This window comes from Chryseobacterium endophyticum (genome assembly GCF_056333165.1).
Genome location: NZ_JBWGXE010000002.1, coordinates 412,717 through 425,545 on the forward strand (window position 1 = coordinate 412,717; position 12,829 = coordinate 425,545).

The 12,829-nt window shown below is 38.1% G+C and carries 12 protein-coding genes and 1 pseudogene; 7 read left to right on the forward strand and 6 right to left on the reverse strand.

What is annotated here, in order from left to right; all coding sequences use genetic code 11:
• Position 1 precedes the first annotated feature (1 nt).
• The 3 genes and pseudogenes from AC0N32_RS06230 to AC0N32_RS06240 form a co-directional block, all read left to right on the forward strand.
• Positions 2–528 (forward strand): annotated as a pseudogene (locus AC0N32_RS06230) (cytochrome-c peroxidase); the annotation flags it as partial.
• A gap of 12 nt (positions 529–540) precedes the next feature.
• Entirely contained in the window at positions 541–1,059 is a 519-nt protein-coding gene (locus tag AC0N32_RS06235) for a cytochrome-c peroxidase (protein WP_476393347.1), read from the forward strand.
• 313 nt (positions 1,060–1,372) lie between these two features.
• Positions 1,373–1,834, forward strand: coding sequence for an Lrp/AsnC family transcriptional regulator (locus AC0N32_RS06240; protein WP_476392998.1), 462 nt, complete (start codon positions 1,373–1,375; stop codon positions 1,832–1,834).
• 66 nt (positions 1,835–1,900) lie between these two features.
• Here the strand turns inward: AC0N32_RS06240 and AC0N32_RS06245 are convergent, their stop codons facing one another.
• Complete coding sequence (locus AC0N32_RS06245) at positions 1,901–2,485, reverse strand: YciE/YciF ferroxidase family protein (protein ID WP_476392999.1); 585 nt, start codon at positions 2,483–2,485, stop codon at positions 1,901–1,903.
• Between the two features lie 170 nt (positions 2,486–2,655).
• Here AC0N32_RS06245 and AC0N32_RS06250 point away from each other — a divergent pair, with 170 nt between their 5' ends.
• A complete protein-coding gene (locus AC0N32_RS06250; protein WP_476393342.1) occupies positions 2,656–3,423 on the forward strand; it encodes a succinate dehydrogenase/fumarate reductase iron-sulfur subunit in 768 nt (255 codons plus the stop codon).
• A gap of 18 nt (positions 3,424–3,441) precedes the next feature.
• On the opposite strand, the gene AC0N32_RS06255 is transcribed toward AC0N32_RS06250, so the two are convergent.
• Entirely contained in the window at positions 3,442–4,044 is a 603-nt protein-coding gene (locus AC0N32_RS06255; RefSeq protein ID WP_476393000.1) for a hypothetical protein, read from the reverse strand.
• Between the two features lie 159 nt (positions 4,045–4,203).
• Between AC0N32_RS06255 and amyA the strand changes: the two genes are divergently transcribed.
• On the forward strand, positions 4,204–5,682 hold the full coding sequence (gene amyA / locus AC0N32_RS06260) for an alpha-amylase (RefSeq protein ID WP_476393001.1): 1,479 nt from the start codon (positions 4,204–4,206) through the stop codon (positions 5,680–5,682).
• Between the two features lie 111 nt (positions 5,683–5,793).
• Here the strand turns inward: amyA and AC0N32_RS06265 are convergent, their stop codons facing one another.
• Both AC0N32_RS06265 and AC0N32_RS06270 read right to left on the reverse strand, forming a co-directional pair.
• Positions 5,794–7,161 (reverse strand): T9SS type A sorting domain-containing protein, encoded by a 1,368-nt coding sequence (locus tag AC0N32_RS06265; protein WP_476393002.1) that lies wholly within the window; start codon positions 7,159–7,161, stop codon positions 5,794–5,796.
• Positions 7,162–7,469: 308 nt separating this feature from the next.
• Entirely contained in the window at positions 7,470–8,876 is a 1,407-nt protein-coding gene (locus tag AC0N32_RS06270) for a hypothetical protein (protein ID WP_476393003.1), read from the reverse strand.
• Positions 8,877–9,079: 203 nt separating this feature from the next.
• Between AC0N32_RS06270 and AC0N32_RS06275 the strand changes: the two genes are divergently transcribed.
• Positions 9,080–9,880, forward strand: coding sequence for an HAD family hydrolase (locus tag AC0N32_RS06275; RefSeq protein WP_476393004.1), 801 nt, complete (start codon positions 9,080–9,082; stop codon positions 9,878–9,880).
• 64 nt (positions 9,881–9,944) lie between these two features.
• Here the strand turns inward: AC0N32_RS06275 and AC0N32_RS06280 are convergent, their stop codons facing one another.
• Positions 9,945–10,361, reverse strand: a complete 417-nt coding sequence (locus tag AC0N32_RS06280; protein WP_476393005.1) for a hypothetical protein — start codon at positions 10,359–10,361, stop codon at positions 9,945–9,947.
• A gap of 359 nt (positions 10,362–10,720) precedes the next feature.
• Here AC0N32_RS06280 and AC0N32_RS06285 point away from each other — a divergent pair, with 359 nt between their 5' ends.
• Positions 10,721–12,304, forward strand: a complete 1,584-nt coding sequence (locus AC0N32_RS06285; RefSeq protein WP_476393006.1) for a Na+/H+ antiporter — start codon at positions 10,721–10,723, stop codon at positions 12,302–12,304.
• On the opposite strand, the gene AC0N32_RS06290 is transcribed toward AC0N32_RS06285, so the two are convergent.
• Positions 12,290–12,619 (reverse strand): hypothetical protein, encoded by a 330-nt coding sequence (locus AC0N32_RS06290; protein ID WP_476393007.1) that lies wholly within the window; start codon positions 12,617–12,619, stop codon positions 12,290–12,292. The genes AC0N32_RS06285 and AC0N32_RS06290 overlap by 15 nt on opposite strands.
• Between the last annotated feature and the right edge of the window lie 210 nt (positions 12,620–12,829).

Below are 12,829 nucleotides of genomic sequence, written 5' to 3' on the forward strand. Positions count from 1 at the left end.
TATGGACAACCTGAGAACATTGTATTCTTCAGGTGATTCTTCAAGTTGGCCTAAACCGATCCTCGATCCCGAATCGGTTTCATCATTTTCTGAAATCGGTCATTTGCCGGAAATCTCTTTTCCTGCTGACAATCCGTATTCTGTTGATAAAGAATTATTGGGGAAAACACTTTTTTTTGATCCACGGCTTTCAAAATCCAATCAGATAGCCTGTGCTTCATGCCACGATCCTGAACTGGGCTGGTGCGACAACAGAACTTTTTCTTTTGGCCACGATCGCCAGCAGGGATCCCGCAATGCCATGAGTATTTTCAATGTGGCCTATGCCAGGGCCTTATTTTGGGATGGCCGCGCCGCATCGCTGGAAGATCAGTCTAGGATGCCTATTGAGGACCATAGGGAAATGGGGGAGCACATGGATATGGCAACGGGTAAAATTTCAAAGATAAAAGGATACGAAACCTTATTGAAAAGGTTTTTGGCGATAAGGCCGTAACGAAAGACCGTATATCAAAAGCGATCGCCACTTTTGAGAGGAAAGTGGTAAGCTCACCAAGTAAGTTCGACCTCTTCATCGACGGAAAATCCGATCTTTATACCGATGATGAACTTATGGGACTGCATCTTTTCAGAACGAAGGCTCAATGCATGAACTGCCATAATTCAGGGTACTTTTCAAATAACCAGTTTGAAAATATAGGAACATCGTTGTTGGGCGAAAAAGGAGAGGACGCGGGTAGGTATCTTATGACAAAGGATCGCAGTGACGCCGGAAAATTCCGGGTGCCGGGGCTGAGAGAAGTATCTATGACAGGACCTTATTTTCACAACGGATCCATGAAAACCCTGGAAGAAGTAATCCGGTTTTACAGCAATGGAAATCCGGAGCATTCCCAAAGACGGGCAACCATTCACGAAGGTATATCATTGAAGTCTGAAAAATCAGGAATGGTCAGGATGCTCGATTTATCCGATCGGGAAATATCGCAGCTGGAAGCTTTTCTGCGTACACTCACTTCTAAGCCTGAGAAAGTTTCAGTTCCTCAATTGCCACAATAAAACAAAAAGCAGCTGTACAAAATATTGTAAAACTGCTTCCCCTAAGATTAATATACTAATTTATAAAATTAATTCTCTGAAAAAGAGAGCACTCCCATTTGGGAGCGTCTCTCATATAAAATATTCCCTTTACTTTTTATTAGCGACAAAGGTTTAAATCTTAATTACCTTTTGTCTTGAGTAAAAATATTAATAAAGAATAATATATTGAATTACTGGATAAAATTTAGGTATAAATACTTTTTAACGTTATTTTTAAAGAATTAAATTCTTTAAATTTGTTTTAAAATTGATATTTAAAGAATATTATTCTATGGACAACCTCGATGACAAAGATCTGCAGCTCCTCAGACTCCTTCAAAAAGATGCAAAACTGACCGTTAAAGAACTTGCGAAAGAAGTAAACCTGTCACCGTCACCGGTTTTTGAAAGGGTGAAAAGACTGGAACAGGAAGGATACATTAAAAAATATGCGGCTTTACTCGATGCTGAAAAACTCAATCTGGGCCTGACGGTTTACTGTCAGCTTAAATTAAAAAGCAACGACAGCTACCTGGCGATAGAGTTTGAACGCGAAATTCTGGAAATTGAAGAAGTGGCAGAATGCTACAGTATTTCCGGGGATTTTGATTTTTTGCTGAAAGTATATGTAAAAGATATGAAGCAGTATCAGAATTTTGTATTCAATATCCTTGGTGCGGTACCGTCCATCGGCAGTACACACAGTACTTTCGTAATGGCCCAGGTGAAGAACACTTACGGACTGACCATCTGAGAACGGAAGATCAGGCATAAAAAAAGAGGTCTGTGCCAGACCTCTTATATTTGATTAAATTTTTGATTACATTGCTTTGCTGTTAAGGTTGGTGTCAGCAACTTTAGTCAGTAGCTGGTCACATTTTTTTTCTTCGTTTAAGGTTTCCAGAAGGTGTTTAAGGCAATCTTCTTCCTGGAGAACTTTTGCAAAAGCGGCCAGCGTACCGTAAGTGGCGATTTCATAATGTTCCACTTTCTGAGCTGCTGCGATGATCCCTGCATCTCTAACGGTTCCGGGTTCTGTTTCTTCGATGATGCTTTTGCCTTCGTCAAGAAGTCCCTGCATGGCATCACATTTTTTTGCCTGAGCTTTTTTGCCTAATGCTTTAAAGCACTCTTCCAGTCTTTGCACATGGGTTTCTGTTTCGGCAAGGTGATTTTCAATGGCAGTTTTCAGCTTCTCGTCGGTAGCATTTTTCATCATGGTCGGTAATGCTTTTACCAATGCTTTTTCAGCCCAGTAAATATCTTTTAATGAATCTTCAAACAGATCTTTCAGTTCTTTTGCCGCACTTTTTTTAGCCGGCGTTTTTGAAGTTGATCTTGAGGTAGTCTTCGCTGAAGTAGTCTTTTTTGCAGCCGTTTTCTTTGCTGGTGTTTTAGTTTCCATAATAAATTGTATTTAGTGATTATTGATTGGTGATGAATCTGCAACTATAAGACCATCTTTGACCCAAAAAGCAAGATGTGGTATCTAAAAATTTAATGATTATGAGGCGACTCATAAACGCAGACCTTTCTTTTGGTGTACATTTAAAAATCATCAAATCTAAAGACAATATGAGTGCAAAGAAAACTTTAAATCTTACCCTGAAAATCTGGAGACAGAAAAACAGAAATACCAAAGGACAGTTTGAAATATACAAAGTTTCTGATATTTCAACAGACACCTCTTTCCTGGAAATGCTGGATATTTTAAATGAACAGCTGATCCGTGAAAACAAAGAGCCTGTCGCTTTTGACCACGACTGTAGGGAAGGAATCTGCGGAACGTGCTCACTGTACATTAATGGAAGAGCACACGGACCCGATACCGGAATTACTACCTGTCAGCTTCACATGAGAATGTTTACGGACGGTGAAACCATTGTAGTGGAACCCTGGAGAAGTGTGGCATTCCCGGTCATCAAAGATCTCATCACCGACCGCAGTGCTTTTGACAGGATCATGGCGGCGGGCGGATTTATTTCCGTCAATACTTCAGGAAGTACTCTTGATGCCAATGCTATTGCAGTTCCCAAAGAAAATGCGGATAAAGCCATGGACGCCGCCTCATGCATAAGCTGCGGTGCCTGTGTTGCCTGTTGTCCGAATGGTGCTGCGATGCTTTTCGTGGGTGCCAAGGTTTCTCATTTTGCCCTTTTACCCCAGGGAAGGGTGGAAGCAAAAAGAAGAGTACTGAATATGGTTAAAGCTATGGATGAAGAAGGTTTCGGAAACTGCTCCGTTATAGGAGCCTGCGAAGTGGAATGTCCCAAAAAGATCTCCCTGGACAATATAGCCCGGATGAACAGAGAATATATGAATGCATGGATCACGAAAAAGTGATTCATGCTAATCATCATTTCAGAAATCAAGTAATCCTTCGGCCAGCATCTTCCATTGGATTTTAGAAAACCCCATCATGCCTCCCACAGCAATCATAAAGTTTCTTATTTTATCTAAAAATCCTGCATCAAAATTGGGTTTTTCATTTCTGCCGTAGATAGCTGCTTTTAATGTATTTCCCTCTTTGGCAATCATGAAGTTGGAAGTAGCTGAAGCGCTGTAAAAATGCGCGACACGGCCTTTGGGCTGGTTCGGGTCTTTTGATGGCATGCAGGAAATAAGATACGATTCATCATTATCAATCTGCCGGTGAGCAATATGGGTTACTTCCACCCAGTCGTAGCCGCCGGCTTCTTCCGTACCCGGTCCGGGAATACCGATCCTGATGAAATCTCCGCGTCGAGGAACCCTATCAACCGGCTGCCCGGATTCACTAAAATGTTTAAATTCTGATGAGGCCTTTCCTGAGTATTCCCTCCAATGATTAATTGAAAAAAAACGCTTTTTCAGGATCTCGAATTTAGCATCAGCTTCGGTAGCTTTGTATTGCTTTATGCTTTCAGTATCATGAAATCCTCCGCTTTTTTGCTGAGGAACTCCCGGGATCTGTTTAGGTTTCATATCTTATTTTATGGGTGTTTAACAAAGATAGCATCTGCCGCGTAAAATGATTATGAGCAGAATCACATCCATCTATCCACAATTGACTTCAATCATACGTTTTATTAAATTTATTATTGAAATTAGTATTGAATAATGATTAAACATGAATTGCCATATATGAACGGAGTAATCATTCAATATTTTCACTGGTATTATAAAGGCCACCTTTGGAATGAATTTGCAGAACAGACAGAATATCTAAAAGACTTAGGCATCACTGCAGCCTGGCTTCCTCCTGCTACCAAATGTAATCTCGGTCTTGATGGGAGAGGATATGATATATATGATCTTTATGATCTCGGAGAATTTGATCAGAAGGGAGGAATTCCAACGCGTTACGGTACAAAAGAAGAATATATCCATGCTATTGAAAAAGCGCATCAGCAGGGAATTGCAGTGTATGCCGATATCGTGCTCAACCACAGGATGGGCGGTGATGAAGAAGAGAGTATCACCGTTCACAAAGTCAATGAAGATGACCGCAATCAGGTAACTTCCGGTGCGTTTGAAGTTTTAGCCAACACAAAATTCACTTTTCCCGGTAGAAATGGAAAATATTCAGATTTTATTTGGGATCATCAGTGTTTCAGCGGTATTGATGTTGTTCAGAAAGACGGCGAAAAGCTTTATGGAATTTTCAAAATTCATAATGATTACGGAACGGAATGGACAAATGACGTAAGCCACCAGTTTGGAAACTACGACTACCTGATGGGTGCAGATGTAGAATACCGCAATCCCAAAGTGAAGCAGGAAATGAAAGGCTGGATTAAATGGTATCTTGAAACAACAAAGGCAGACGGCCTCCGGCTGGATGCACTGAAACACCTTTCATCTGATTTTCTGAAAGAATGGATCACTTACATAAAAACAGAGCTGAATCCCAATTGTTTCGTACTCGGTGAATTCTGGAAAGACGATGCTGAAAAAATAAGATCTTTTTCTGATAAAATGAGCGATCTCATCTCATGTTTTGATGCTCCTTTACATTATAATTTTTTTAAAGCTTCCAAAGAGGGAAAAGACTATGATCTTTCTCAAATTTTAGAGGGAAGTTTCTTAGAGCAAAAGCCTTTACTGTCGGTGTCATTTGTCGAAAACCACGATACTCAAAAGCTTCAGGCACTGGAATCGGCTGTCAAAAGTTGGTTCAAACCTCTCGCTTATGCAATCATCTTACTTTCGGAAGATGCTTATCCCTGCGTCTTTTATCCTGATCTGTTCGGAGCGGAATATACCGATATGATAAACGGTGAGGAAATAAAAATCATTATGCCTAAGATTGAAATTCTTCCAAAACTTCTCAAAGCCCGGCAACGGTTTGCCATAGGGCAACAGATCAGGTACTTCGATCATTCGAACTGTATTGGCTGGGTTAGAAAGGGAAGTGACGATCTTTTCGGATGTGTGACCATCATCTCAAATAACGAAGAAGGATTTAAAGAAATCAATCTTGGAAAAGAGCATGCCAATTCCATATTTAAAGATTTCCTTCATAACAGAGAAGAAGAAATAATGACAAATGAAGAAGGGAAGGCTGTTTTTACAGTAAATCCCTGCTCAGTGAGCGTCTGGGTTAAAGCAGATGTGATGTAGCCTTAGATTATTTAAATATAAAAGCCTGAAAATTTCAAATGAGATTTCCAGGCCTTCTTTAATTTACCAAATTTTTACTTTTTACTTTTTACTTTTTACTAAAATAATTTGTTAATGCTTCATGATCTTTTTCACTGAAGTTTTTCCATCGTCGAAGGTTGCTTTCAGGAAGTATACCCCTTTAGGTGCATCGGAAATATCCAACTTCTGATCGGTCATTTTTGTGCTCATCACCTGTCCGGAAACGCTTATTACTTCAGCCGATTTTATTTTTTTGTTGTCTTTAATGTTAATTATCCCAGTCGTAGGGTTAGGATACACAGCGAATGAATCATCTTTTTTAATATCATTTACAGAAAGGCTGTTTAAGGCAATTCTTTTTACAGCAGTACCATTTTGAGAGTAGGCTACAAGGAGGTAATTGTTTACGTTGTCTATTGCAATATCATTAAAAGTAGAAACTCCTGATGAGATAAAATCGCCACCCACTTTTTGCCAGCTTCCGGTAGAGGCATTTAAAGTATACACAAAGTTTCTTCCATGATCGGAAAAAGAGCTGTCCCAGATCCCGGCAACCACAAAAGGAGTTCCGTTTGCTGACACCGCCAGCCCCGTATTATTGACTACCGTATCCGAAAAGTTTGCATTACCGACCTGCACCCACGACGTCCCGTCGAATTTTTTTACGTTTAATTTCCTGCCTTCAGCTGCACTTGAAACATACAGGATAAAAGGCGTGTTATTGTACAGCGCAATATCCGAATAAGAATTGTCTGAGCTATAGGCATTTCCGGCAGCCGCTCCGCCAACCTGCGTCCATGTGTCTGAAGAGGAAGCATCAGCATTTATGCTGTACACTTTAATACTGCCGCTGTTTAGCTGACAGGTATAAATTTTGTTATCCGGACTTACCACCATTTTGGCAAATGTAGCGCCACCCGCAAAACCTGCATTTCCAACCTGCTCCCAGGTTCCGTTTTTATATCTTCTTACCGTTCCTGCACCGTCTGATCCATAGGCATAAAGGATATTGGAAGATGAAACAGCAATGGCCTGATACGTTAAGCTCGAGGTTGATGCCGGCGGCAAAGCGCTCCAAGCTCCTGCACTGTATTTTCTGACTTCCATACCCGTACCCGGATAGCTGGCCTGGTTACTGTAATAAACATTTCCCTGCCCATCTACGGTTAATGCATTAAAGGTGGCAACCCCATTGGTAATTCCTGCTGAACCTCCGAGATAAGACCATGATGTTCCGTCGAATTTCTGTACAGAACCTTTTGCTACAGAGACATCATAATAAGAAACATAATAATTGCCCGACGCATCAACGGATAAATTATTATACCCCGAATTTCCTGCAGAGATAATTTCAGAAGAACCAATGTTCTCCCACGATTGGGCATTTACAAAAAGACTACATCCCAGCCCTAAAAGAGCCAAAGTTTTTTTGAATGTAAAAGAAGAGTTTTTTACCATAACGAATAATGTTTAATAAGTGTGAATTTTTTAGATTTTAGTTTTAATATGATGTGAATGGTATGGTGTTTCTGACATTTGAATACATTAACAAATTTATAGATTTCTTTACATAAATCACATTTTAACCATCAATATGATAAAATATCACGTGCTCATTTGATACTTTTATTGTTGATTCGACGTTATTTTTACGATATTACCAATTGTAAATTAAATTTAATACGTTGAAAGTAAATGAAAAACGGACCAGAAAAATATCCGGTCCGTTTATTTTGATTATTCAGAAATACCAGTAAAAAATTTCACTAAATATTATCTATCCAGTTATAAATATCTACAGATTGAGGAATTTCCAACTTTTTTCTGATTCTGTATTTCTTGTTCTGAACCGTTCTTGTCTCGATGAAGGTATATTTTGCGATTTCTTTAGTAGAAAGTTTTAATTTCAAAAGTGCACAAAATTCAATTTCCGACTGTTGCAGCTCGGGATTGATCTTTAGCAATTTATCGGAAAATTCAGGAAAAGCATTTTCAAAAGCAAACATAAATCCCGGATCATTGTTTTGCAACAACGCGATAAGGTGGTGATAGAGATCATGCAGATTCTGATTTTTTTCCACGACTTTTTTCTTTCTCAATTTTAGATAAAAGAATATGGAAACCGCCAGAACGATCATTATGGAAACTGCCCAGATGAAAAAATTCAGGGTCAGTTTTTTATTTTGCTCTTCTTCATCTTTATTCATCACTTCCTGAAGTGAATTGTATTTACTCTGAAGCATCTGAAGATCATTTTGCTTAATTTTATTTTCATAAAAATCGGCACTGTCTTTTCTTCCCGTCTCCAAGTAAATCTCCTGTAAAGATTTGTAAGTATCGTTGATATTCAGCTCAATCCCTGTGCGCTGACTGATTTTCAATGCTTTGTGGAAATTTTCTATAGATTTTCCATACTCCTTCCTTTTCCGGTAGTATTTTCCGATGACTGTAAAATTTCCAATCATCGATTTCTCCTCAGAAATGCCGGCAGGTTTTATGTCAATCGATTTATTAGCGAAATAAAATGCGGAATCCAGATTGTATTCGGAGTAAATGCTTGAAAGATTCGAATAGTTCAGATACTGAAACTCGTCATATTCATTTTTGTTTTTTATTTCATGCCCGGTTTTTATTTCCTGCAGTATTTTTTTAACAGCATTCCTGGGCTCTCCTTTGTCCAGATAAACATTCGCAAAACTGCTGAGTACATTGGCTTTGGCATAAAATATCTTTTTACTGTCAGAATGATCTTTTTGCAGGATAGAATAGGCATTATCCAAATGGACAATAGCTTTGTCATACAATTTATTTACAGAATAAGTCTCGGCAATATAAACATTCGCCATCGCTTCGTAATAGACGTTGCGATAGCGGTCTGAAACCTTCTGCAATTGTTCTGAAGAAATAATAAGGCTGTCGACAAGATTCTTATTATAAAAATACCTGCATTTTTTTTCCAGCAGCTGCATCTCCGACAGAGAATCTTTGAGAATTCTGGAAGTCCTGATAAGCCCGTTAAGCTCGACATAAGCTTTATTGATATCCGAAATGAAGAGCTTTGAATTGGCCTTTACTTTACTTTTGAATTTCTCACGGTTGTTTTTAGACTGAGAAAAGATCAGAGAATGAAAGAATAAGATAAATAAAAATGCCAGACGAACGTTTCTCATCATTAAATACGATACAACTTAAAATTACGGATTCTGTGTAAATTTAAGAATAAAATTAATATTTCGTACAAATTTTAGAATTAACAAATAATAAATACAACATTACCGGCAATAGTTCATTAATATCCAAATACAAAGGTTTTCATTTCATTAAATTTATTAATAATATATTTGTAATGAATTTTTAAAAACTGAAAAATATTTTTATGGATGATATCAGGATGATCGTAACGGATATGGACGGAACTTTTCTCAATTCAGAACATGAAGTAAGTCCCGACTTTCCGAAGGTCTATGAAGAACTTAAGAAAAGAAATATTTTATTTGTTCCGGCGAGCGGCAGACAGATGCTCGGTATTACCAAATACTTTGGAGATCAGGAAAATGAAATGGCTTTCATTGCTGAAAACGGAGGCTATGTAATCTATAAAAATAAAGAGCTTTTTGCCGATAGGATGGAGCAGGAGTACATTGCTGAGATTATCACGGCCATACGAAAAATCCCGGGGGCTACAGCTGTCCTTTCCGGAAAGAAAAAAGCCTATGTAGAAACTGATAATCCCGATTTTATCAACTATATTTCACAATTTTACACTGACAATGAAGTGGTGGAAGACCTTACCTTTGAAAACAGCGACATTTTTTTTAAAATTGCCGTTTATCATCCTGAAGGCTCTGAATTAAACGTTTATCCTTTTGTGAAAGATTTTGAAAAATACAACCTGGAAGTCGTTGTTTCCGGGCAGTACTGGCTGGATATCATGAATAAAAATATCAATAAAGGAAACGCGCTGGAAAAACTTCAGGCCGCACTGGATATCACACCCCAGCAAACCATGGCTTTCGGAGATTATATGAATGATATAGAAATGCTGAAAAACTCCAAATACTCTTATGCGATGAAAAATGCTCATCCGTCTGTAAAAAAAGCAGCCAATTTTGAAGCATGTTCCAATGATAATTTCGGAGTTCTGAAAATCATAAAAGACTATCTTAACGAAAATTAGATCAAAAAAAAAGATGCTGTATCAATGTGATACAGCATCTTTCTGATTGGAAAATATATTATAATTAAGATTCGGTGCCTACTAATCCGTAGTTCATGGTTGCCGGTTCTTTTCCGAAAAGGCAGGAGAAAATATTCTGGAACTCGTGAATGTATTTACATCTGATCGAGTTTCCATAAATTTTTAATCCGTCTACGATTTTTCTTGAGCTGAGATCAATATCATATTTTATAAATGCTTCCGGTCTTTCGTATCTTATACGCTGCTCTGAGCTGTATGTTCTTGAAAAACCGAATTTCTCCAGCCATTCTTCAGTAATCTGAATCGGCTTAATAGATTCTGCCGGAACAGAAAGACTGTAAATGTCGTTTTCAATTTTCACAAAATAATCTTTTTCATTATCCTGAAATATTTCAGTGATATTATAAATCTGATTTTTGTATTCTACTAAATTTTTGATTTTTAAATCTGCAACGTTCATGATATTTTGTGTGTTTGAGTTTGTATTCCAAATTAGGTGAAGTGTCGTGTGTAACTATTTACAAATACTATGCCTTATGTTTTGAATACTATTTAAACACATATTAATTTTTAGATTAAAATTTATTTAAAGTGCTCACAGACTCACTGTTTACTGCTATTGAAAGGAATTAAACAGGAAAAAAAACAAAATAAAAACGTGGTATTTGTGTGGTAGCATTGAATTCCGGGATTTTAGAAATTATCTATTTCTGGTGATGTATTGAAGCATTCCTGAAAACATAATTGCGATATTTATGCTTCTAAACTTCGTTAATTTTTACTGAAAATGATTAAATTTATTCCGTCAATATCTAATGAATGATTGAAAATTTTCCTTTTTATTTAACGCTGATCATCATCATTGTGCTGCTTATAATGCTGGCCAATAAAATCAGGGTGGCATATCCGGTATTACTCGTTATTGCGGGAGTGGCGATCAGTTTTATTCCGAATATCCCTGTTGTAAAAATAGATCCGGAGCTTATCTTTATCATTTTCCTGCCTCCATTATTATATGAATCGGCATGGTCTATCTCATGGAAGGAGCTCTGGAAATGGCGGAGAATTATCGGCAGTTTTGCATTTCCCATTGTTTTCCTTACGGCAACGACGGTTGCTTTTGTGGCCAACCACTTTATTCCGGGATTTTCAATTGCCCTCGGTTTTTTGCTGGGCGGAATTGTTTCCCCTCCGGATGCCGTGAGTGCAGGAGCCATTCTAAAGTTTGTAAAAGTTCCCAAAAGAATGTCTTCAATCCTTGAAGGGGAGAGTCTTCTCAATGACGCTTCATCACTTATTATTTTTCGTTTCGCACTTATTGCTGTAGCTACGGGACAGTTCGTTTGGCATGAAGCTGCTCTGAGTTTTTCATGGATGCTCGTTGGCGGCATCGGAATAGGACTGCTCATTGGCTGGCTGTTTATGAAAGGGCAAAAGGTCCTTCCTACGGATGCGAATATGGATACGATCCTTACCATCGTGGCACCTTACCTGATGTATATTGCAGCTGAAGAGGTACATAGTTCAGGAGTTCTCTCGGTAGTAAGCGGTGGTTTATTACTTTCAAATCACCGGCATACATTCCTGAGTACTTCATCCAGGCTCCGCGGGATTAACGTTTGGGAAAGTCTGACCTTTGCGTTAAACGGCATCGTGTTTATTTTAATCGGCCTCGATCTTCCTGAGATTATTTCAGGATTGGAAGCTGTAAGTATTTCATCCGCTATCGGTTATGGTCTTTTAATTACAGCAGTACTTATCGTAGTAAGGATATTATGCGCTTATGGGGCAGTAGTGGTAACGCTCATTGCAAGGAATTTCATAACTGTCGCAGACTCCCGGCATCCTGGATTTAAGGTTCCTGCTATCTTGGGGTGGACAGGCATGAGAGGAGTTGTATCCTTAGCAGCCGCACTGTCAATCCCTGTGAAATTACATGAGGGCGGGCCAGATTTTCCCCAGCGGAATCTTATTCTTTTCATCACCTTTATCGTTATCCTTACCACTTTGGTCGTTCAGGGATTTACTTTGCCTTATATCATTAAAAAAGCGGACCTCCCTGATTATGATGACCATCTGCCGGATGAGGAAGCTGAAGATATGATCCGCCGTGAGCTGGCAAAACTTACCGTTCAGTATCTTAGCGATAATCATAACGAACTGCTTGATAAAAGTTCGTTTCTGCAACAGGTTCACGAAAAATGGAAGGGCAAAATAGAAAAGGAATCAGATATAAAATTATCCTCCGAAACCAAAGATGCTTACCTGAAACTGCTTGATGCCCAGAGAGCATGGCTCATCGAACAAAATCATGATGAGAAGCAATATTTCGACGAAGATCTCATCAGGAAGCATCTTCTGAAAATTGACTTGGAGGAAGAAAGAATTTTATTGATTCATTAAAAACACAAGAACTTTCTGCAGATATTCATCTTCCTTCAGAACCTTATTATAAGACTGTCTGGCATATACAGGAGAGAGCTCGTAGTTATCAGGCTTGGAATTGATATCTTCGTTTTCAATATAGTTAAGGTGTCGGGTATAGTCTTTAATGAGTTTATTAATCGTTTTTTTCTTCATTTTGCATAACGTGTTGTTCTTTATCTTTTGTAAAGAATTAAGAATAAAAGATTTGTCTCCGTGGAAATTCACAACATTTTTAACAAAAGAAAGATTGTGATTATCCTGCATTACAGAATGTTCATCTTCAAAAATCATGATCGTCAAAGGTTTTAATGGTTTTAAAATATAGATGAAAACACTTAATTATAATAATAATAAAGAATCAATTGACGGGAATGGAAAAAGACTTCCACAATATCCTGATGAGGCGGTCTTCCGGTGTTATAAAGTGTGTTGACATCATATTAATTTTAATAGGTGTTTGATATAAAAGATGATAGAATATGTATCATCCGATATTAAAAA

Excerpts from the sequence above, each read along its gene's own strand:
- AC0N32_RS06250 (WP_476393342.1), top strand. The coding sequence starts at position 2,656 with ATGAGTGCAAAGAAAACTTTAAATCTTACCCTGAAAATCTGGAGACAG.
- AC0N32_RS06280 (WP_476393005.1), bottom strand. The coding sequence starts at position 10,361 with ATGAACGTTGCAGATTTAAAAATCAAAAATTTAGTAGAATACAAAAAT.
- AC0N32_RS06270 (WP_476393003.1), bottom strand. The coding sequence starts at position 8,876 with ATGATGAGAAACGTTCGTCTGGCATTTTTATTTATCTTATTCTTTCAT.
- AC0N32_RS06290 (WP_476393007.1), bottom strand. The coding sequence starts at position 12,619 with ATGATTTTTGAAGATGAACATTCTGTAATGCAGGATAATCACAATCTT.
- AC0N32_RS06275 (WP_476393004.1), top strand. The coding sequence starts at position 9,080 with ATGGATGATATCAGGATGATCGTAACGGATATGGACGGAACTTTTCTC.
- amyA (WP_476393001.1), top strand. The coding sequence starts at position 4,204 with ATGAACGGAGTAATCATTCAATATTTTCACTGGTATTATAAAGGCCAC.
- AC0N32_RS06240 (WP_476392998.1), top strand. The coding sequence starts at position 1,373 with ATGGACAACCTCGATGACAAAGATCTGCAGCTCCTCAGACTCCTTCAA.
- AC0N32_RS06245 (WP_476392999.1), bottom strand. The coding sequence starts at position 2,485 with ATGGAAACTAAAACACCAGCAAAGAAAACGGCTGCAAAAAAGACTACT.
- AC0N32_RS06285 (WP_476393006.1), top strand. The coding sequence starts at position 10,721 with ATGATTGAAAATTTTCCTTTTTATTTAACGCTGATCATCATCATTGTG.
- AC0N32_RS06255 (WP_476393000.1), bottom strand. The coding sequence starts at position 4,044 with ATGAAACCTAAACAGATCCCGGGAGTTCCTCAGCAAAAAAGCGGAGGA.
- AC0N32_RS06265 (WP_476393002.1), bottom strand. The coding sequence starts at position 7,161 with ATGGTAAAAAACTCTTCTTTTACATTCAAAAAAACTTTGGCTCTTTTA.